The organism is Armatimonadia bacterium (assembly GCA_039679385.1).
Taxonomy (GTDB): domain Bacteria; phylum Armatimonadota; class Zipacnadia; order Zipacnadales; family JABUFB01; genus JAJFTQ01.
On sequence record JBDKVB010000070.1, the window covers coordinates 37,330 to 58,998 of the forward strand.

General features: G+C 65.4%; 12 protein-coding genes. 6 read left to right on the forward strand and 6 right to left on the reverse strand.

Annotated elements, in window-relative coordinates; translation table 11 throughout:
- Positions 1-172 precede the first annotated feature (172 nt).
- The 3 genes from ABFE16_07925 to ABFE16_07935 all read left to right on the forward strand — a co-directional run bounded on the left by ABFE16_07925 (position 173) and on the right by ABFE16_07935 (position 4,243).
- On the forward strand, positions 173-2,260 hold the full coding sequence (locus ABFE16_07925; protein ID MEN6345221.1) for a GAF domain-containing protein: 2,088 nt from the start codon (positions 173-175) through the stop codon (positions 2,258-2,260).
- A gap of 29 nt (positions 2,261-2,289) precedes the next feature.
- Positions 2,290-2,712 carry a response regulator gene (locus ABFE16_07930; protein ID MEN6345222.1) on the forward strand — a complete coding sequence of 141 codons (423 nt, stop codon included), beginning with the start codon at positions 2,290-2,292 and terminating at the stop codon, positions 2,710-2,712.
- A gap of 73 nt (positions 2,713-2,785) precedes the next feature.
- Positions 2,786-4,243, forward strand: coding sequence for an ATP-binding protein (locus ABFE16_07935; protein ID MEN6345223.1), 1,458 nt, complete (start codon positions 2,786-2,788; stop codon positions 4,241-4,243).
- A 76-nt stretch (positions 4,244-4,319) separates the two neighbouring features.
- Here the strand turns inward: ABFE16_07935 and ABFE16_07940 are convergent, their stop codons facing one another.
- The 3 genes from ABFE16_07940 to ABFE16_07950 all read right to left on the reverse strand — a co-directional run bounded on the left by ABFE16_07940 (position 4,320) and on the right by ABFE16_07950 (position 9,347).
- Positions 4,320-6,983, reverse strand: a complete 2,664-nt coding sequence (locus ABFE16_07940; GenBank protein ID MEN6345224.1) for a hypothetical protein — start codon at positions 6,981-6,983, stop codon at positions 4,320-4,322.
- 45 nt (positions 6,984-7,028) lie between these two features.
- Positions 7,029-7,748, reverse strand: a complete 720-nt coding sequence (locus ABFE16_07945; protein ID MEN6345225.1) for an HAD family hydrolase — start codon at positions 7,746-7,748, stop codon at positions 7,029-7,031.
- Positions 7,749-8,018: 270 nt separating this feature from the next.
- Positions 8,019-9,347 carry a BNR-4 repeat-containing protein gene (locus tag ABFE16_07950; protein MEN6345226.1) on the reverse strand — a complete coding sequence of 443 codons (1,329 nt, stop codon included), beginning with the start codon at positions 9,345-9,347 and terminating at the stop codon, positions 8,019-8,021.
- Positions 9,348-9,576: 229 nt separating this feature from the next.
- On the opposite strand from ABFE16_07950, the gene ABFE16_07955 reads away from it, so the two are divergent.
- Entirely contained in the window at positions 9,577-11,979 is a 2,403-nt protein-coding gene (locus tag ABFE16_07955) for a BNR-4 repeat-containing protein (protein MEN6345227.1), read from the forward strand.
- A gap of 91 nt (positions 11,980-12,070) precedes the next feature.
- Here the strand turns inward: ABFE16_07955 and ABFE16_07960 are convergent, their stop codons facing one another.
- The gene (locus ABFE16_07960) at positions 12,071-13,270 is read right to left on the reverse strand and encodes a Gfo/Idh/MocA family oxidoreductase (GenBank protein ID MEN6345228.1); all 1,200 of its coding nucleotides are present in this window, start codon (positions 13,268-13,270) and stop codon (positions 12,071-12,073) included.
- A gap of 328 nt (positions 13,271-13,598) precedes the next feature.
- Between ABFE16_07960 and ABFE16_07965 the strand changes: the two genes are divergently transcribed.
- Positions 13,599-17,534 (forward strand): hypothetical protein, encoded by a 3,936-nt coding sequence (locus tag ABFE16_07965; GenBank protein ID MEN6345229.1) that lies wholly within the window; start codon positions 13,599-13,601, stop codon positions 17,532-17,534.
- A gap of 184 nt (positions 17,535-17,718) precedes the next feature.
- Here ABFE16_07965 and ABFE16_07970 read toward each other — a convergent pair whose 3' ends face one another.
- Positions 17,719-18,177, reverse strand: coding sequence for a GyrI-like domain-containing protein (locus ABFE16_07970; GenBank protein MEN6345230.1), 459 nt, complete (start codon positions 18,175-18,177; stop codon positions 17,719-17,721).
- A 189-nt stretch (positions 18,178-18,366) separates the two neighbouring features.
- Between ABFE16_07970 and ABFE16_07975 the strand changes: the two genes are divergently transcribed.
- Positions 18,367-19,809 carry a radical SAM protein gene (locus ABFE16_07975; GenBank protein ID MEN6345231.1) on the forward strand — a complete coding sequence of 481 codons (1,443 nt, stop codon included), beginning with the start codon at positions 18,367-18,369 and terminating at the stop codon, positions 19,807-19,809.
- Between the two features lie 53 nt (positions 19,810-19,862).
- On the opposite strand, the gene ABFE16_07980 is transcribed toward ABFE16_07975, so the two are convergent.
- A complete protein-coding gene (locus tag ABFE16_07980; protein MEN6345232.1) occupies positions 19,863-21,503 on the reverse strand; it encodes a sialidase family protein in 1,641 nt (546 codons plus the stop codon).
- Between the last annotated feature and the right edge of the window lie 166 nt (positions 21,504-21,669).

Sequence of the window (21,669 nt, forward strand, 5' to 3'; positions counted from 1 at the left end):
CGGTCAGAGGCGCGAGGCTGTCGCAGCTATTCGCAGGCTGCACGTCCAGGACCTTCGCCTCCGACGGCAGGAGTTGGGCTCACGCCGGCGAAGTCAAGCCCGTACTGGGAAGGGCCGCAGCACGGGCCGGTGCCCGGGTAGACTATCACCGGCGAGAGGCGGTGTGGCGGCCGTGGTTGCGCTTCAGGCTGTCTCGGTCGTGCTCCAACTGGTGGCTGCGGTGCTGGCCCTGCGTCTCACACGGAAGACGGGCCGGACCCTCCCGTGGCTGCTGGTCGCGGGTGCCTTCACCATCATGGCGATCCGGCGGGCTGTTCTCCTGGTGCCCTGGATCATGGGCGAAACACCCTCGGCAGCGAGTGTGACATCGGAGGTCCTCGCTCTGATCATCTCGGTGCTGCTGCTTGCCGGGATGATCGGCATATCCCCTCTGTTCGAAGACCTTCGCACGACCCAGACGCAACTGCAAGAGCGTCTCGAGCAGCAGCGGCAGACCGAGGCCAGGCTGCGCGTGCAGCGTGACTTCAATCAGGCGATTCTGTCGACTGCCGGCGTGCTCATCGTGGTGCTTGACCGCGACGGCGGCATCGTGCGCTTCAACCAGGCCTGCGAGGACACCACGCACTGGCGCTATGAGGAGGTTGTAGGCAAGCCCTTCTGGGACCTGTTCGTGCTGGACGAGGAACGGGAGGGTGTCATGGAGACCTGGCACAGCCTGCGCGCCGGCAGCTTCCCCTCGCGCCACGAGAACCACTGGCTGACCCGCGAGGGCGGACGACACCTCATCTCCTGGTCGAATACCTGTCTCCTCGACGAAGCCCACGAGGTCGAGTTCGTCATCGCCACCGGCATCGACGTCACGGAGCACCGGCAGGCGGAAGACCAGCACAGACTGGATGAGCAGCGGCTGCAGGCTCTTGTCAGCTTGAGTGAGAAGGCGCCTTTGGGGCTGCGCGAGGTGACCAACTACGCCCTTGAGGCGGCCGTGAGCCTGACCAAGAGCAAGATCGGCTACCTGGCCTTCGCAAATGAGGACGAGACCGTGCTGACGATGTACGCGTGGTCGCGCGAGGCCATGGCACAGTGTGCGATGCAGGACAAGCCGATCGTGTATCCGGTGGAGAAGACCGGTCTGTGGGGCGAGGCTGTGCGACGCCGCGAGCCGGTGATCACCAATGACTACGCGGCGCCGGACCCGGCCAAGAAGGGGTACCCTGAAGGACACGTCGAGCTGCAGCGGCACATGAACATCCCGGTCTTCGACGACGGGCGGATCGTGGCTGTGGCCGGTGTTGGGAACAAGGAAGACCCCTACGACGCCTCGGACGTGCGGCAACTGCGTCTACTGATGGATGGCATGTGGCGTCTGGTCAGCCGCGAGACGGCTCGCGAGGAATTGCAGCGCGCGCATGACGAACTGGAAGTGCGCGTCCGGGAGCGGACCGCCGAGCTGCGCAACACCAACGAGCTTCTGACGCAGGAAGTTGCCGAGCGCCGACGAGCCGAAGAGAGCCTCGCCGCCACGGCCCGGGAACTCAGCCGCTCCAACACGGAGCTGGAGCAGTTCGCCTACGCCGCCTCCCATGACCTGCAGGAGCCGCTGCGCAAGGTCATCGCCTTCGGTGACCGTCTCCGCGCGAAGGCGGCCGGGACGCTGCCGGAGGACGCCACCGACTACCTGGCGCGAATGCAGAACGCCGCCGGACGCATGCAGACGCTCATCAGTGACCTGCTCAGCTACTCGCGTGTGACGACGCGCGCACAGCCCTTTGGGGAGCTCGATCTGAACCGGGTAGTCGCCGAGGTGCTGGCCGATCTGGAGGTTGCGGTGGAGCGCTCCAGGGCGCAGGTGGAGGTGGCACAGCTTCCGACGATCTGGGCCGATGAGACGCAGATCCGCCAGCTACTGCAGAACCTGATAGCGAACGCACTCAAATTCCAGCCGGAGGGTCGGCAACCGCTGGTGAACCTTGATAGTGAGCTGCTGCCGGCGGAGGACGGCCTACCGGAGAGGGTGCGGCTGACGGTGCGGGATAACGGGATTGGGTTCGAGGACCGGTTCGCTGACCGCATCTTTGGGGTATTCCAGCGTCTCCACAGTCGGGGCGAGTACGACGGCACCGGCATCGGCCTGGCGATCTGTCGCAAGATCGCCGAGAGGCATCAGGGCCAGATCACAGCCCACGGGAAGCCGGGAGAAGGGGCTGAGTTCACCGTGACGCTGCCTCTGCGTCCGGTGCAGAAAGAGGGGGTTCCATGAGCAAGGACAGCCACCCGATCACGATCCTCATGGCCGATGACGACGAGGAGGACTGCATGCTGGTGCAGGAGGCGCTGGCCGAGGCACGGCTGGCGAATGACCTGCGCTTCGTGCATGACGGCGAGGAGTTGATCGCCTACCTCAGACGAGAGGGGCGGTATGCCGATCCTGCCCTCTCGCCCCGTCCCGGCCTGATTCTGCTGGACCTGAATATGCCACGGGTCGACGGTCGCGAAGCGCTCGAACACATCAAGGGCGACCCCGACTTACACCGCATTCCCGTGGTCGTCCTGACGACCTCCAAGGCCGAGGAGGACATCTACCGATCCTACGACCTGGGGGTGAACTCGTATATCACGAAGCCCGTCACCTTCGACGGTCTGGTCGAGGCGATGCAGGTACTGAAGCGCTACTGGTTTGAGATCGTGGAGCTGCCCAGGGCCGCGCCGTGAGCCAGGGCAGTCCGGGCTGCCGGGTACTCGGGAAGGTACCGATCACCGAGGGATCGCTGCAGGGGGCAGAGACATGGAGCGCGACCGCGCCTTACGGGTGCTGATCGTTGAGGACGACGAGGAAGACGCGCTGCTCCTGCGCGAGGTGCTCGCGGAAACGCCGCCTCCGCGCCCTCAGCTTACGGTGGCAGGGCGCCTGGGAGAGGCAATGGAGCGAGTGGGTGAGGAACGCTTCGATGCGGTGCTCCTCGACCTGAAGCTGCCCGATAGCCAGGGCCTGGACACCTTCGCCGACCTACACCACCTGATACCGGAAGTGCCGGTTGTGGTGCTGACGGGACTTGATGACAGCGACATGGCCCGGCGTGCCGTTCAGGCTGGAGCACAGGACTACCTGGTCAAGGGCCAGGTGAACGGACCGGCGCTGCTGCGTTCGGTACTGTACGCCATCGAACGGCAACGCACCGTGCGCTACCGTGCTCTCCTGCTGGAGCGAGAGCGGTTCGACACGGCTGTCTCGCAGATGAGTGACGCCATCGTGGTGACGGACGAGGCAGGGGAAGTCACGATGGCAAATCACGCTGCCTGCCTGCTTCTGAACCTCCCGGAGGGCCGCTGGAAGGGTCTCCCACTGTGGGCGATTCTCGGGTCCTTCGAGACGAGCGTTCCGCTGGTCGAACTGCGCACCGAGACCGAGCGTGTGAGCGCCTTCGAGATCTCACGGCCCAACACCCACCCGCCGCTGTACCTGGATGCCCGTCTCACGCGCCTGTCGACCTCGCCGGGAGTGCCCGAGAGCATGGTCCTGACGCTGCGTGATGTGACCGACGAGCGCCACCGCCGCAACATCCAGGCGAACTTCATCGTGACCGTATCGCACAAGCTGCGTACTCCCTTGACCATCATCTCTGGGTGGCTGCAGATCTGTGAGCGGATGCCGCCCGAGCGTATGGCGGAGGAGTGGCACCGGGTTCGGGGTATCCTGTCGGACGAACTCCAGGAGCTCTCCGACGCAGTGCACCGGCTGCTGGAGTTCAAGGAGATGACGACCCAGGAGCTCGCGGCGGACGTGACCGACCTGCGGCTGGACGAGGTTGCCTGGGAGGTCGCGGAGGAGGTCAAGAAGCTGTACCCAGCCAAGGAGGTGCAGGTGCAGGTTCGTGTGACGGGCGACCCAACTGTGCAGGTGTCGCGGGAGAATGCCGGCTTCGTGCTGGAGCAACTGATCGAGAATGCGGTGAAGTTCGGGGAGAAGACGCCGGTGGAGGTGACCGTGGAGATCGAGCCGTTGGACGCAGCCTGGTGCCGGTGCACCGTCCGGGACAACGGTCCCGGTATCCCTCACGAGTACTACGACCGGATCTTTGACGGGTTCTTCCAGGTGGAGGACCACGTGACCGGGCAGGTTCCCGGAATGGGAGTGGGGCTGCACATGGCGCGGCAGGTGGTGGCGGCCTATGGTGGGCAGATCAGTGTGGAGTCGCAGATTGGCCTTGGCAGCGCTTTTTCGTTCACGCTGCCACGGACGTAAGGGCCCGGAAGGCCTGGGAAATCGGGCGATTCGGGCAAAAGGGGGGTCTGGGAGAGACCTGAGCAGGGGCGACAGGCTACTCCCAGACAGGGCTTAGGACCTCTGTACGGCGCGCTAACAACCTGACAGTATATGTCAGGTTGTTTTGGTGTTCGGTAACGGAAATGAGACTCTTGCTCAATTTCGACTCGAAGGCCACCAGCCGCCTGGGGGCTGACTGTCTCCCCCACCAGTCTGCATCCAGTGAGAGTGTGACCTCCAGGTCCTTGCCGGTCGGGTTGTAGACGGTCAGGAGGGTCTCGGGGCCCTGGCCGAAGCGCTCGACGGCGATGGAGGTGTCACTGGCGCGGACGTGAGGGACCGGCTCCCAACCTGCCCGGTTGAGGGCGTCGAAGAGGGGCAGGTAGCGAGCGAAGAGCGGCTTGTCCCGGGTGAGCAACTCGGGGGCCTGGAGGTAGCGGTGCATCCCCGCGTAGTCCTCAGCGGTGCCTCCTCCGGCGGTACTGATGCCCGGCCAGAAGCCATAGCTGAGTTGGTTGGCGAGGTAGTCCTCCATCTCGGCGGAGGTCATGGCCGGTACACGCTGGAGTACCGCCCAGCGCCACTGGAGCAGGTTCGATACGGGGCGATGATAGGCCGCAAGGCGCTGCTGGAGGGCCGAGTCACGGTCCTGCAGGCCGCCGAGTTCGCAGCCCGCCACGTCGGCGAGGTGACCATAGAGACGGGTGACCGGTGCGAACAGGTTCATCATGAGGAGCTTGCCGCGACGGTGGAGGTCGTCGGCCAGGTTGCGCATGAAGGCATAGTGGGCCATGCCGCTGAGGACCACCGGCCGACCGGTGACCAACGAGAAGGAGAGCGGCAGCTCGGAGACTGCTAGATGGGTCGGTGCGTAGTCCTCAAGGTCCGACATGGCCGCAACCACGCTGTCCAGGTAGATGCCGTCGGCCCACTGCACCGCGGGCTCGATCTCGTACTTCAGGCAGATCGAAGCGCCGCTCGGCTCGGGAAGCTTCGGATCGGTGCTTAGCTGCCACCACTGCGCCCAGTCGCTGTAGAGATCGACGAAGTGGGCGCCAAGGCCGTCGGGCCCTGTGATCATGGAGTTGAGGACCGCCTGGGCGACCTCAGAGCGCGGCGCCGGACCCCAGCGGGTCGGGTCGCCGGCCTGCTGAGCCCACTGCTGGACGGCGGCCAGACGCTCAGCATAGGGAGGCATGTCGGCGCGAGAGGCCAGGCCACGGAACACCTGGCGACGGCCCCAGGGCTCAGCGTAGACGAAGGTGGCGATGCCGTGGTCGCGGCAGAACTGGCGGGTCTGTGGAGCAAGAGCGCCGCACTCGTAGAAGCGGAGGCCGAAGTCCTCGGGCTTCGCGGCACCGGGATCGACCATGCGGAGAGTCCAGGCACCACCGAGGTCGGTGTGGCCCTGAGTGAGCTGCGGGAAGAGCTTGTAGTAGCGCTCCAGGGCCGAACGGAAGGTCCAGGCGGGGTCGCAGCGGTACAGGCAGAGGGTGAACCGGGCGAGAGCATGTGGGGCCTGGGGCGAAAGGCCGAAGTCAGCCAGGGTAGAGAAGCCCGCGGCGTCGGCCCGGAAGCTCTGAAGCGCCGGCACGTCCGTGGGCGTTGCGAGAGCCAGGGCTGCCGTGCCGTGGCTTACGCAGGCAAGGGGATAGCGGCTGAGAGGATGCCCGGCCAGGCCCACGGAGTCCTCGTAGCGGTGTCCTGCCTCCACAAGGCCGTCGCCTAGAGGGTTCGCCGACCACGTCCAGCCGTGCAGGTCGAGGGGCAGACGGTAGTGGAGTCGCAGGCAGCGCGGCCGTGGGGAATCACCGAGAGCAGAGACCTCCACGGTGGCGCTGAGGCGGTCGGAACCGCCCTGGAAGCGGGTGGTGAACCGAAGACCTGCGGAGGGCAACTGGGCGTCCTGCACCAGGCCTTCCGGCGTGACCTGCACCGGCCCGCGGACGGGGACTTCGGCACTCCATCCACTAGGGCGTGCCGTCAGGGTCAGGTCGTCGAGGTCGGCGCGTAGGCTGCCGCCACGGTACACTCGCAAGGACACCCGAAGGGCCGAGACCCCTTCCGGGACCTCGAAGTCTGTGGAGAACCGCTCCCAGGTGTCGGGCTTCGTGTTGGTGAGGTCGGAGCGATAGAGGGCCTGGGAGTAGGGGCTGTAGGTCCACCCCTTCGAGGTCGGGGCGTTCGCGCTGACATCCTTGCCATCCGCATCGAGGTAGCGCAGGCAGAGGATGTAGCTGAGACCGGTATCGTGGGTGCGCGCCGACCAGGAGAGGGTGCAGAGGTCGCCGGGCGTGAGCTTGACCGCATCGCGGGTAGCCATGCCGACGCCGACGGAAGTCCCGTCGCCAATCTGGAGGTACGCGTCGCCCTGGGCCGCTGTTCCTGTTGCACGGCGGACGAAGTCGCCCGTTGCCTGCCAGTCAGCGAAGGAGGCCGAAGACCAGGTGGTCTCGTCGCCCTCGGCATCGACCTTGAGCAAGAGACGCCGGGGAGCCGCCGGATCGACGGTGTACTCCTGGTAGGAGAGACCGCCGGAGACGCCGGGAGCCAGAGACAGGCTCTCGCCGCCAAGGGCGAGGCGAGTGACCTGGCCTGAGCTGTCAGCGAGAGTGACTGCAAGCCCGTCTTCGGTCTGCCACAGGGCCGCTGCTGCGAGAGAGTGCAGGGCAAGAGCTGCGAGGACAGCCAGTCCCCGGGTGCAGGCTGCGGATCTCATCTCCATCACTCCCAAGAAGACAGAAGGCGACGAACCGGACGTCGGCTAGAGCCTGGCAAGGACCTGCTGCAGGATATCCTGGGCGCCTGGATGGCCGCTCTGAGGCGAGACGTAGCCGCGCCGGTGCTGGACGAGTTCGCGGACCTGCGGGTCACAGTTGCCCGGGGCCAGCGGGAAGTTGACAACGGTGAGCATCCCCATATCGTTGGGGTTGTCGCCCAGGCCGAAGGTCTGGGAGACCGGGGTCCCCAGGTCATGGCAGACACGGTGAACGGCCTGATCCTTGCCGGCTTCGATGGGGAAGACTTCGAGATAGGTGCCCGCAGTGTTGCGGCTGAACTCAAGCCGCAGCCCCTCCGGCACTTCGGCCTCGACGCGGTCAACGTCCTCCTGCGTCTTGCCGCTCTGGGTGACGCTGGAGGAGAAGGCCCTCTGCTTGTAGTGGATCCTCCACCCTTCGGCTCTGAGGCGGTCGCGGAACCCCACCAGCGTGTCATAGCGGCGAGCCATCACCGCGTCCCATTCTGCGTCGACGACATCGCGGCCGTCGGAACGGAGGTAGACGACGGCACCGTTCTCGGTGACCAGCCCGTCGTTGGGGATGGAGGAGAGGGGCTGATACTCCTCGTAGCTGCGGGCGGTGACAACGATGAAGTAGGCCTGTTTGCGGATCTCCTCGATCAGCTCGCGGGTACGATCGGCCAGCACGCTATCGAAGATCACAGTGTAGTCGAGGTCTGAGAGGACAATCGGCCGGAACGTCATTGCGGGCAAGTCTCCCTTGTGGCAAGTGAAAGGCGCTCAGGGCGCCAGGACAGATGAACAGTACCAGAGGAGGGGTGGCGGCGTCCAGTCGAAGGTGATGCGGACCGACTCTGGATGCTGGAAGACGAAGGCACCTCACCTCCGACTTCTGACGCACGGCAACGGCACCTCACCCCGGCCCTCTCCCGGTGGGAGAGGGAGCAGAGAGCAACGGCGGAAGGGCAAAGGCACCCTACGCCACTGCCACCTCTGCACGCGGCTTCCGGGTCCTCACGGCAGCGGGAAGTCCACGCGGCGAGGTGCGGCCATGCCCTCACCGAAGCAGAAGAGGTCGACATCGCGGGTCTGCGGCGGGAAGTTGGAGTCGCCGTAGCTCCACAGTATCCGCAGATCGCCAGGGCCGAACTCGTGACCATGCACGGTCTTCACGCAGTTGTGCGAGAGGACGGACCCACTGGTGAGGTGCCGCGAGTTCGTCCAGGTATCGCCACCGTCAGGCGAGATCCACTCCTCGATCTCACCGCCGTCCTCAAGGGGCTGAACCGCAGTGGTCGGTGCGTAGATACGCAGGTCGTTACCGGGAAGGGCCACCACGGCCCCATCGTCGTACATATGGTCGCTGACCGCCACCTGGGAGACATGCCAGGCGCTCCCATCGTGGCGCAGGAGCTTCAGGGCGCTTTCGTAGGTTGCGGTGTCGGCGTCGCAGAAGAGGATCAGCGGATGCCCGGCGGAGTCGAGCTGTATGTCCTTGAGCCAGACGCCGTGCTCACCGCTGTCATAGAGCTTCTCGGCAGTCTCCTCGGTGATCGGCAGGTCATAGGGCGTGCCGTCGGATCGCTGCCAGGTGTGGCCGCCGTCTTCCGAGCAGGCATAGTAGACGTTGTAGCGGCGGGCCCAGAGGTGCTTGGTGGCGATCTCCTGCGGCGTTCCGCCGCCGAGTCGGGACCAGGTGAAATGCACCTTGCGCGGATAGGGCCCTGTCGCGGCGACGCTGATTCCGTAGACGCTCATGGAGGGGAAGGCGGGATCCTGGGGATGGCAGACGATGTCGAGCGGCTCCTCCCAGGTCTGGCCGCGGTCGTGGGAACGTCGGCAACGCCAACCGGGAGCATGGCGGTAGGTGACGAAGAGCTCGCCGGGCAGCAGTTGCCAGGGCTGCGGGTAGGTGCCCTTCGGGTCAGCGAGATCGGGAAGGCTGATCCACTTCGTGAGGTCATGCGGTCGAGCTGACCGCAGGACTCGTGAAGGGTCGCCATGGGCGCCATAGAAGACGTAGAGGAGGCCGTCCTCATCGACGAGCAGCGTCGGGTTGCGGTGAGCGTCTCCGTCGCGGTTCGAGCCGAGGACTACCGGCGATGCGAAGGAGGCCTGAGCATGGTCGTAGTAGCTGATGGTGGGAGAATTGTCGGCGTTGCCGAAGACGAAGTAGGTGCGGTTGAGGGCGGCAGAGTAGACGGCCATGGGTCGGTGCCACACGCAGTAGGTTGCCATCGGCCCGGAGTAGACGTAGGGGTGTCCCGGGAGGGTGTTGGCCTGGCCACAGGCGTACCAGACGCCACGGTGAGAAGCAGGTTTGGGATTGGCGGGCGTAGTCATGGCGGGTGTGTTCGCGTCCCTGGGTGAGGTGACCTGCCCGCCTCTCTCCGCGCACGGCAAGGGCACCTCCCCCCCTGCCTTCGGCATCCACACACGGCAAAGGCCCCTCACCCCGGCCTGCGCGCTACGGGCGGAGGGCAGGTAACGGGGTGCGACGAAAGCCACAAGCGAGAGATGATAGGGACACGGGAGTGCCTGCGTCCCGGCTGTGGAAGGGAGAGTCGAGGGAATGAGACTGCACCTGATCTGGCTGGTGCTGCTCGGTATGGTGGTGAGCGCCCCTTGCGCGGTGCTGCCGCCGGTCGTGCGAGGTTCGGCGATTGTCTACCTGCAGGCCCCCGGTGGCGTGCTGGACCTGACGCTGCAGAAGCGCGACCTGAACATCTACGATGGGCCCGATGTGCTCGAGGCGCGGCTGTTCAGTACAGATGGGCAGGAACTGATGTCGGTGACGATTCCCGACGATGGGCAGGTTAGCCGCGGGAAGGCAGGAGCGCTGCAGGAGGTCTCGCAACAGGTGACCTTGCCCGGCCCCGGCGGCTACCGACTTCAGGTGGGCAGTCCGACCGGCGGTGACCTTGTGTTCGGTATGGTGACCTCCGCGCCACGGTACGTGCTACGCGGGAATCTGCTGCTCAACGACGGAACGGTCGCCGGGAAGGTGTACTTCAGGCCGCTGGGAGAGGCGATGACGGTGACGGCGCAAGCGCTCCATGATCCGGGGCGGCAACAAATGGTGCTGCGAGACGGCGCCGGGGCGACGCTGAAGACCTTTGATCTCTTGAAGGCCGGGCAGGACGAGACCTTCGCGATGGCTCCCGACCTGGGCGACCGCACGGGGCTGTGGAGCCTGGACCTGCAACATACGGACGTGAAGATCCAGTGGGACAAGCCGGTGTACTGGACGATGGATCCCGGCGCGTACTTCGAGGCGGAGAGGTCGCGCTGGCTGCTTCTCCCCTACCGCCAGACTCGGTACCTGTCTCCCGGCGGGCGAGCGGTGCTGGAGTTCCAGCTTCGCAACAGCTTCAACCCGGCGACGGAGTTCAAGCTGGAGACCCAGGGCGGCACGGGGCTCAAGTGCAAGGTGCTGGAGCCCGCCTCGCCGGTGACGGTAGCGAACAAGGGCATGGTGACGGTGAAGGTGGAGGTGCGGGATGACCCCGGCATGGCTCCCGGAAACAGCATGCAAGGTGCGCTGACGGCCACGGCGGTTGGCGACCCGAGTCTGACGCAGAGCGTGTCCTTTGAGGTGAGAATCGGAGACAGCCCAGCCGACAAGCCGCTGAAGATGCCGATCTTGCTGCGGCGCTATGAGCATGAGAACGTGCAGTTTGGGTACGCGCCGGAGTACACGCCGAATGAGGTGTACTTCGATCTTGCGAACCGGCCCTGGATGCGTCACCGGACAGAGAGCATGTATGGGTCGGAGGGGATTCAGGTTCTGCAGGAGGGGCAGTGGCAACCGCGGGGCTTCACCGACCTGTTCCGGCGGACCTACCCGGGGTACAAGACGAACTACGGTGGCGGGTTCCTTGGCGCCAAGGTGGCCTTCGATGATCGCGGCGGAGCCTACTCACCGATTCGGCTGGCAATCAGCGGGCAGCCGTCGCAGTGCGTGCTGGTGTACACAGCCGACGGCGGGCTGACCTATCAGATGAGCCCCTTCGTGGGCGAGGCCTTCGACATCGAGCAGTTCGTGGGCCACAACCGTCTGGCGATGGTACCGCCGGTGCTGGCCTACGTGTTCCGCAAGGCCCATCCTGCTCCCTTTGCGGCGTACGAGGACCTGTTCCTGTACCTGCCGCAGGTGCGTGAGGGGAAGCTTGAGATGGGCGAGCCGGTGAAGGTGGCGGAGAACTGCGTCGGGTCCTGCCAGCACTCAGGTGCCCCGGCCTCGACGGCGACGCGAGACGGCAAGACTCATGTTGTGTGGGGCGAGATCGCGCCGGAGGACGCGCCCGGTGTGCCGACGTACATCGCGACCTATGACCACAGGACGGGCAAGGTCGGCGAGAAGGTCCTGCTGGGGTACGCGCCGCCGGTGAACGATGTGCACAACGTGCCGGCCGTCTGTCAGGACAGCGAGGGTTATGTCCATGTGGTGCTGGGGTCTCACGGGCAGGCCTTCCAGTACACGCGGTCACTGAAGCCCAACGACGCCTACAGCGGCTGGACGAAGATCGTGCCGGTGTTGAGCACCGGGTACATCGACGAGAAGACGGGACCTACAGGCAGTGGCAGGCAGACCTACATCTCGCTGGTCTGTGGGCCAGACGATACGCTGCACATCGCCTACCGGCAATGGCGAAGGAACGTGGATGCGGTGCACCCGAACCAGATGTTCGCGGCACTATCGGTGCAGAGCAAACCGAAGACCGGCGAATGGGGTCCGGCGCAACCGATCGTGCTTCCGCCGGTGGCCGGGTACTCGATCTACTACCACAAGCTGACGATCGACCGGCACGGGTGGCTGTACCTGTCCTACAGCTACTGGACCTCGGATACGACCTACCAGGACGACTTCCCGGACCGGTATCACAACCGGGCGGTCGTGGTATCCAAGGACGGCGGGAAGACCTGGAAGCTCGCGACGACGCAGGACTTCGTGGAGGGGATGGCGGCGAAGTAGGCGGACACCGGACTGCGAAGGCCAACAAGGGGAGGGTTACTGCACGAAGCAGCGACGCTCCCCTTTTGTGTGCCCCAGGGTCTGGCCTGCGTCAGAAGTAGACGACCTCGGAGGGGCAGTCGCCGTAGTCGGGCACTTCCAGGAGCTCGCCGCCGCGGACTGCGGATTCATGGGCGGTGAGACCCGGTAGGACGTAGCGGGCTGCCTGGTAGACATTGTTCGGCGGCTGCACATGCTCCACGCAGGCCTTGACGAAGTCGTCGACCAGGAACTGATGAGAGCCCAGATGACCGTTGGGCAGGCCGACGAACTCCACCGGCAGGCGGTTGACGTCGTGAATCTTGGCCAGGCCGGCGTGGGTGAGCTCGTCGGTTACTTTGGACATGTCGCCCTCAAGCTTACGCGGGGCTCCGACCGGCGCCAGAAGGTCGCGAAGGTCGGTGACGTCACCGCGGTTCTTGGTGATCCAGCACTGGGCGTTGACCTGCTGCTCGAAGCTGCCCTCGGTGCCGTAGATGCTGATCTCCTCGGCGCCGGGGTGGCCGATGCGCCGGAACTCGTTGATGCGCATCATGCTCCCGTCGGACATCTTGAAGAGGCCGGTCTCGTTGGAGAAGGTGTTGCCCCACTGGTTCACCTCGGCGCGGAAGAGGCCGTCGGGATGGTTGTCGACGAAGCCGAAGGCCGAGACGTGGGTCGCATGGGCACCGATGACCGAGACGACCTGCCCGGTGGAGTGTGTCGGGTAGTGCATCGGCGGGCTCCCGGCGGTCCTCTTCCAGTTCTCTCCCCCACGCCACTTGAACACGTCGTAGAGGCCGTGGTCGAAGTCGTGGTAGTACTCGCCCTCAGAGTAGACGACGCGGCCGAAGTCACCGGCTGCGACACGCTGACGACAGTAGATGGCGGAAGGGTAGTAGTAGCTGGTCTCGCCGATCATGTAGAGGCGGCCGGTCTCCTCGACGGCGTGGACGAGGTTGCCGATCTCCTCGGCGGTGATGCCGGCGGGGACTGCCGAGTAGACGTCCTTGCCCGCCTCGAGAGCCTGCACAGCCTGAGGCCCGTGCGCCCAGTTCTGGCTGAAGATGGCGATTGCATCGACGTCGGTCCGGCAGAGCTCGTCGAGTGAGGAGCAGGTTTTCGGCAGGTTGAACTGCTCGGACTTCTGCCTGAGCTTGTCGGCGTCGAGGTCGCACAACAAGACCTCATCGACGAGCGGATGGGCTTTGAAGAGCGGGATGAAGCAGTTCGCGAAGGCGCCAACACCACAAATGCCGATGGAAAGACCCATGGGATCACCTTTGGAGAGCGATGGTTTGGGGTGTAGTTCCCCGCGCCCCGCTGGTGACCTCTCCGAGCGGCAGGAGAAGGGATCGCGGTCGGGGAAAGGCGACTCACCGCCTGCGCGCGCTCCACGCACGGCAAAGGCACCTCACCCCCTGTACACTCTCAGAGGGAGAAGGCAACGGCACCTCACCCCTGCCTTCGGCACCCCCTCTCCACGCGGTGGCGAGGGGGAACGGCCAAAGGCCAAAGCAAAAGGCAAAGGCGAGAGGCAAAGGCTGCTGGGGCGCGTTGTGAAGGGCAAAACGAGTCTGCGAGAAGATGGGATGATCCGGATGCGAACCAATCTGCCTTTGCTGGCGCTGGTCCTGCCACTATCCCTGCTGCTGACGGCTGGAGTGTGCCTTGCACAGGATGCAGACGGAGACGGAATGAGTGATGAGGTGGAGACGCGCCTGGGGCTGCCCGGGCAAGTGAAGCAGGAATGGGTGCCCGTCGCCACAAGTCCCGATGCACACTTCACCGACGAGCAGGCGCTGGTTGCGGCGCCGGACATCCTGTCGCTTGATGCCTGCCATGCAGGGGGCCAGCGAGTGGTGCTGCGCCTGAGGTTCGCGCGCCCGGTGGACTTCTCCGGCGCGACCTTCGTCATCTACATGGACGTCGACGGCGACCCCAAGACAGGCCGGGTGGATCAGTACCACGGCGGTGTCGACCTGATGGTCGTCTTCTCCGGAAGCACGATGTCGTACACGTTCTACGGAGCCTGCAACGCCAAGAACACCGGCGCACGTGCGGCGACGGAGGGCAACACGATGTATGTGGCCGTGGATGCGCCCTTCGTGAAGGCAGAGGGGAAGCTGCCCCTGGGTGTGCATCTGCTCAGTCAGCGCGGCGCAGGGGCCAGTGACTCGACAAAGAACGCGGTTGTGCAACTGCCCGTCAGCACGGCAGAGGTTCCCACGCTGCCTCTCGGAAAGGAGGGGCTCACACGGTCCATGTCCGACTACCGCTACGTGAACGACAAGGTGGCCTATGAGAAGCTCTCCGACAAGGGGCTTCGTGCGGCACAGGTCATGCCCACAAAGCCCATCGAGTTCGGGCGTCCGCGACCGGAGGTGCCCTATTCGACAAGGGGACGCAAACCGGCTCAGGCAGGGAGCATCGCTCGGCGTCAGGTGACGGTGAACCTGCTGGAAGAGGCGAACACCGGTCGCAGCAGTAGCTGGCTGAGCTTCGGGTTCCCGCTGCCCCAGGGAGGCCTGTACGACCCGGCGCAGATCCGGCTGTTAGACGGCGGTGCGGAGGTACCGGCGCAGGTTCAGGCGACGGCCTTCTGGCCCGACGGGAGCCTGAAGTGGGTTCTGATCGACGCACAGGTGGCGCTGCGAGCGAAGGAAGAGCGGAACCTGCAAGTCGAGTTCGGCACTCAAGTGAGGCGGGCCGAAGTCGCCTCGCCGCTGAAGGTCGCCGAGACGAAAGACCGGCTGACGGTGGTGACCGGTCCGCTGCAAGTGGCGATCGACAAGCAGCGCTTCAACCTGTTCAGCGCCGTGTGGTCGGATTCGAATCGCGACGGCGTGTTCTCAGAGGCGGAGCAGGTCAATGCGACGACGCCGCAAGGGGTAGTTCTGCGTGACGAGAACGGCAAGGTCTACAGCATGGCCGGCGCTCCTCCGGACAGCTTCAAGGTGGAGCTTCAGGGCCCGCAGCGTGTTGTAGTGCGGGTGGCTGGATCGTATGCGGCTGCCGACGGCAGCAAGTACCTGCGCTACCTGGCACGGCTGACCTTCCGAGCGGGGTCGTCGCGAGTCGAGGTCGCGATCACGCACCTGAATGACTACCTGAAGACGGAGTTCACGGACCTCACGTCGCTGCAGCTCGCCATGACCCCGACGGGCGGCCTGCGGGATGCCGGTGTGTACCTTGAGGATGGTGGGCTGAAGCCGGTGCAGGGGCTGCCGGTCGCACTGAAGCAGTGGGATGAGAACCGCAGCGAGGTGCAGACGCAAGCCGGGACTAAGGCCGGCGGACGCGGCGCCGGAGTGGTGAGCTGGAAGGCCGGCGGCTCGCAGGGCCTGGCGGTCATGCAAGACTTCTGGCAACGATGGCCGAAGGGGATTGAGGCGAAGGACGGGCAGGTGGTGTTCGACCTGCTGCCCCAGCAGCCGAGCGCGGAGTACGGCAAGGATCTCCCCTACTACCTGATGTTCCCCTTCGTGGAGGGGCGGTACCGGATGAAGTGGGGCATGGCCTTCACCGAGCGTCTCAGCTTTGACTTCGGTGGCGGCATGAGCCCCGAAGAGCTGTGGGCTGAGGTGCAAGAGCCGGTCATCGCGGTGCTTCCTGCGGAGTGGTATGCGGAGACGAAGGGCCTTGGACCGATAGCGGCACCGAGGGGAGAGCAGTTCGCAACCTGGGACAAGTTCGTTGGGGACAGCTTCGCCAGCTTCCTGCAGAATCAGGAGCTGACCAGAGAGTACGGGTTCTTCAACTACGGCGACTGGTTCGGCGAGCGAGGTCGGAACTGGGGCAACAATGAGTATGACCTCGCCCATGGTCTGTACCTGCAATTCGCACGAACCGGCAACCGCGACCTGTGCCGCTGGGCCCAGAAGTCGGCGCAGCACCGGGCGGACGTCGACACCGTGAACTACTACCCGGACCCCTACTACGTGGGTGCGACTCACCAACACTCGATCGGCCACTCGGGCACCTGGACCCAGACCGTGGAGCATGCGACCTGGAGTCACGCCTACGACATGCACACATCGGCTGAGGGCGGTCATGTGTGGGCCGACGGTATCATGGATGACTGGTACCTGCAGGGCGAGCCGCGAGCAGTGGAGTCGGCACTGGCACTTGGTGAGCACATTGCCTGGGCCTTCGCCCCGTCCTTCCAGGCACTGGGGACTCATGAGCGGTCCGCCGGCTGGTCGCTGCGGGCGATCATGGCGATCTACCGCGGGACCTATGACCCAGTGTACCTGGAGGCAGCACGCAAGATCGCGGCTGTGGCTCTGCGGGAGCAGAAGCTCGACCAGGGAGGTGCGTGGCCCCACGTTCTCCCGGCGGACCATGCGGGAGACGAACCGGGCGCCGTGGGGAACAACATGTTCCTGATGGGGATCCTGCTCGGCGGACTGCAGGCCTACCATGAGGAGTGCGACGATCCGGCGGTGCTCAAGTCGCTGGAGTCGGGTGCGAAGTGGGTGGCGAAGTCGTGGAACGAGTCGCTGGGCGGCTGGCCGTACTCGGCGAAGGTGGACGGGACTCCGCTGTTCCGGCCGAGCCCAGGGCTGAACCAGCTCGTGATCGGCGGGCTGAGTTACGTCGGGACGGTGACGAAGGACGAGGCGCTGATGCACATCGCCAGTGAGGCCCTGGCGGCGACCTGCGGCCAGGGCGCTGTGCCCAATGGCAAGGGGCTCGCGCAGCAGATCTTCTTCACCAGCACCGTCCTGGAGGAACTGCAGGATTGGTATGCCCGGACCATGCCGGACAAGGGTCTTTCGGTGCTGGACGGCAGCCCGGAGAGCATGGCGGCACTGCTCCTGCGCACCGCGACCAGTGATCGGCATGGAGTGCGCGCTCCGGACAAGAAGGTGTTCTACGTGCAGAGCACGGCGGCGCAGGCAGAGCTGACTGTGGAGAGAACTCCGCACGGAGCGATGCAGAAGCGGGCCGAAGTGGCGAGTGTGCAACTGAGTGACGCCGCCCGGAAGATCCTGCAGCAGACGAGATGCAGCACCGACGACAAGTACCGGGTGACCTGGCCGATTGCGGGGCAAGTCGGGCAAGTGCTGCAGGTGCTCATCGATGACGACCAACGCGGAGTGTGGACGCTCAAGGGCACGGGGCTGCGGATCGTGACGCAGACCTCGGCCGACTTCCGCATCGGCGGCGTGGGTCGCTCGCGGTACTACTTCCTGGTGCCTCCGGGGACGGCGGAGTTCCGGTTGAACCTGGTGGGCGTGCACACGGGGCCCTATGCGGCGGCGGTGATCGACCCGGGGAATCAGGTGGCAGCGACCTTCCAGGGAACCAATCCGGGAACTGCGCTGATTGTGGGTGCGGCACCGACACCCGGTCCGGCTCCGAAGGGCAATCCCGAGAAGGGACAGATGACGATCAGGCCGGCTGCCGGACAGACGGGCAAGGTGTGGAGCGTGATCCTGAGTGCGGCTGGCGACATCGGGGTGGAGCTGGTCGGCGTGCCGCCCTACCTGTCGCTGTCGCCGCAGGACTGGTTCGACCCGCAGGGACGGTAGTGGAAGGCACCTCACCCCCTTTGTCCCCCTCCCCACGCGGTGGCGAGGGGAAACGGCAAAGGCAAAGGCCCTCACCCCTGCTCTCTCCCGGGGGGAGAGGGAGAACGGCAAGGGCGATGGCATCGCTGCGTGAGGGCGTGGATTAGGTCGTGTGGATGCCAGTGAGTGAGGCGACCGGTTCGGGTCAGGTTCTGGGCTTCACCGGAAGGCAGACTTCGAGTGGCGTCTCAGGGGCGGCGTCATCAGGAGGGAAGATCTCGAAGGCCGCCTTGCCCTCGTCGCTGACGTAGGCGGAAGTCGGCAGCCAGAGACTGAAGAGGGCCTCCCAGGTGGCCCCGATTTCGTGGAGGTGACAGGTGGTGACGGCGTAGGTTCCCGCCGGGACGTCGCGTGCCACCATTCCCTCGGGGACCGGGGCCTCGGCGGTCACGGCCATGCCGGCTACGATGTCGGAGACGCCCGGCTCGTCGGTCGGGAGATAGACGTTGTAGTAGGCACCACTGGTGCTGTGGGGCCTAATCTCGTCGAGCCTGGGGTCGACCTGGTCGTGCCACAATCTGGTGTAGTCGACCTGGTCGGGCTTCGCACGGACCTGCACGCCAAGAACGCGGAAGGCCTGGAAGTCCACCATCTTCGGTTCCATGGCTGATCTCCCCTCGCGACGAGCCGGACTGCGTCTCCACGCCTGTGTTCGACGGCAAAGGGCGGAGGTCCTGCTTGAGTGGAGAACGGGACAAGGAAGGCCTGCAAGGGGAACGAACACTGAGGCGTGTGCGGGTGTCTGACAAGTGAGCTTCGAGTCGCGCAAGCTGGCCTTACTGGAGGCGACAGGATGCGTTTCGAGGGCTACCCCGACGACCACGCCAAGCATTTGCAGCGCGTCTTTGAGGGTGCACCGTGGGGTCGGGCTGTTGCACAGGGCATGGTGGAGGAGGCACGGCGAAAGCTGCTGGTGCCTGCGCGCCCGGTGAACGTCTTCAAGCTTCCGGTCCAGCAACTGCAGAGGATGAACGAGGCCACGGTGCGTGGTCTGATTGCGGGCGGCGAGCGGGATGAAGAGCGGCTACTGGCGGTGCTGGGAACCTGGCCCGAACAGTGGCCGGAGGAGGTCCCCGTTGAGTTGTCCTTCCTCGGTGTGAACCTCGGCTTCGCCTGCGATATGCAGCCCCGCTGTGTGTACTGCAACCAACAGCCCGTGGCGCAGAGGATGTCCGTGAGGGACTGGTTGCGAGTGCTGCGAAGGGAGATTCCTGCAGGCCGAGAGGGGCCCTACGTCTTCCTTACCGGCGGGGAGCCGCTGATGCTGGGTGAGGCGCTCTGGGGTCGGGAAGGGTTGGTGCGGGGAATCACCGGCGCCGGGGCTGCCTGCAACCTGAACACGAATGGCCTTACGCTCACGCCGGAGGTTGCGCTCGGACTGGCGTCCTCGGGGCTCAGTCGGCTGCACCTGTCGCTGGATACACACCGGGCGTCGGTGCAGGACGAGATCTGCCAGCAACCGGGACGATGGGCGCAGATCCTGGAGGCGCTGCACAACCTGCAGATCGCGAAGGCGCTGCTCGGTGTGGAGCACCCGGTGGTGCACATCAACTGCGTGCTGACGCGGGCGAATGCGGAGGACTTCCCGGCGTTCCTGCGGTTCCTGCTGGCAAGGAAGCCACTCGTGAAGGAGGCCGTGAGTCGGGACCTGGACGTGCACCTGATTCCGGTGGGTGGAGAGCAGAACGCACACCTGCGGCTCAGCGTCGAGGAGTATGAGAGGTTCTTCAGCGACACGTGGGCAGCGGCTGAGGAGGCCTGGCAAGAGTACCAGGAGGCACGCGAAGTGCCCGCAGAAAAACGGGGCCCGCTGGAGGCGAAGGTGCCCTACCTGAGCCCCTATCACCGGGTGCGGCAGTCCGGAAGTCTGCACACCTGGGCCGAGAAGGCTGCGGCGGGACTCCCGGCGGCGCTGTCACTGACGGGGCGCTGCTACGTGGCGCCGACACAGGCTTTTCTGCTGCCGGACGGCTCGCAGTACTGGTGTGGCGGCCATTCGACCTCTCGGCCCGAACCGGTGGGGAGTGTGCTGCAGGCGTCGGTGGCGGAGAACCTGCGGGCAGGGATCGGACAGCTTCGGCATCTGCCCGGTCCCTATTGCCGATCCTGTGCCGGGGCGACGCAGGCCATCAACCAGTCGGTTGAGGCGTCCCTGCGCGACCTGATTCGCCAGTGGCTGAACCCGGCTGACACGGCGGCCGAAGAAGCCGAGATGCAGTCGCCGGCCTTTGAGTAGCGAGTGGCCGCATAGCGCTGTCGCGGGCCCGATTGCTCAGGAGCGGTCGGGCGCTACCACTTGAGTTGCTCGATCCCTGCCGCAGAGACGCGGATCTTCTGGGCACGGATCGAGGACCCCTCCCCCTCCTCGTAGTAGACGAAGAGCACGCTACCGTCCTTGAGGGTCACCATGCTCGGATAGGCCCCGCCGGTGACGTCCATCTGGAAGGGTTTGCTCCAGGTGGCGCCGTCGTCGAGGCTGTAGTTGAGGGCCGTCTGCGGGAGGCGATGGCCCAGGAGAAGGACGCCCTCTTGCGTTCGGAACAGGTAGGGAGCGTGGCCGGGGAAACCGGTCTTGCGGGACTTCGTCCAGGTCAAGCCAGCGTCGCTGGACCAGGAATACCACATGCTATCCGGGTTGTTGTTGCGCATGACGCAGAGGACACGGTGATCGGGCATCTCGATCAGCGAGGGCTCATCGTTGTCGTCGTTGTCGAGGTCGACCCAGTTGGGCTCACTCCAGGTCAGGCCCTTGTCCGTGGATCGCAAGACGGCGGACCAGTTGCGGAGCGGCTTCTGGTACTCGCGGTACACGGGCCAGAGAAGGGTGCCGTCGTGGAGCTCGAGGATCGGCGAGGAGCAACCATAGTAGGCGCCGGCCAGGTGCTCTATCAGCCGGGGCTCTGACCAAGTGTGACCGTGGTCGGTGGAGACGGCAAGCCAGAGCTCCTTGTAGCGGAAGGTCTTGTCGCCTTCGGGAGCGCGGAAGTCGCCATAGTAGGTAAACCAGTTACATAGTAACGTGCCGTCGCTCAGGCAGCAGATTGAGGGGTCGCGGTCGTCCCAGGGCGTGTCGGCCAGTATCTGGGCAGGTCCCCAGGTCTTGCCTTCGTCGCTGGACCGAACTGCACAGACGCGGGCTCCCCTGGGCAGGTCCTCGCGGGGGAAGGACACGTGACCGTAGCCTGCGTAGAAGACGCAGAGCAAGTCTCCGTTGGCACATCGGCAGACGTCGGGGAAGGCCTCATAGCCGCCTGCACCGGCATCCCGGCAAAGGACCTTGTAGTCTGGCGCCACTGCTTTTCCTCCCAGATTGCGCCACGGGGGCGCGAGTTGTGCGGTCTCTCCAGAGACTTTGAGGTTGCGGAACTGGGCCGTGGTAGTGCTGGAGCCAAAGCCAAGGAGTCCGGCCTGCAGAGCCCGGTCGGTTGCTTCGAGCACACGGGTCCCGTCCACGGATACTGATAGGACCGAGTCGGAGGCGGAGACCTTCGCGGTGTGCCACTTCCCGCGGGGCATGGAGACGTTGTAGGCACGCTTGATATTGGCCCAGTGCGTCGCCGGGTCCTCACGCACCAGGAAGACCCCGGAAGCAGCAGCGCTGAACTGGATCAGGTAGTAGGTTCGGCTATCGGTGGCACGGAAGAGGAACTGGGCAGCACCGACGCCACTGCTGCCCGCGTCGACGCGGAACTCGAAGTCGGCGGTGAAGTCGGAGAAGGCGGGTTCGCCAAGGAAGCAATGAGCGGTCTGCTCCCAGGCGTTCTCGGAGTACCAGGGAGCCTCCTGATGCAGCACGCCCTGGTCAAGGGCCCACTGTCCGCCGCTGGGCGTCCAGGCGTCGAGAGCCGCCTCAGTGGTGGCCGAGGGCTGAAGCTGGACCTGGTCCTGAGCAGACGCGAGGGACGTGAGCAGCAGGAGGAGGATAGCCATGGGAGGGGAGTTCGGTTGCTTCGCGGCCGAGACCTTCCTGAGGTCGAGACTGAGAGGGTACGTACAGGCATGGCAGGGAAAGAACGGGAGCACCCAGAGGATGCTCCCGACATGCGTGTTCGGACGGTTGTGCAGCCGTCGGCCGACCCCGACGGCCGGGTCTGAG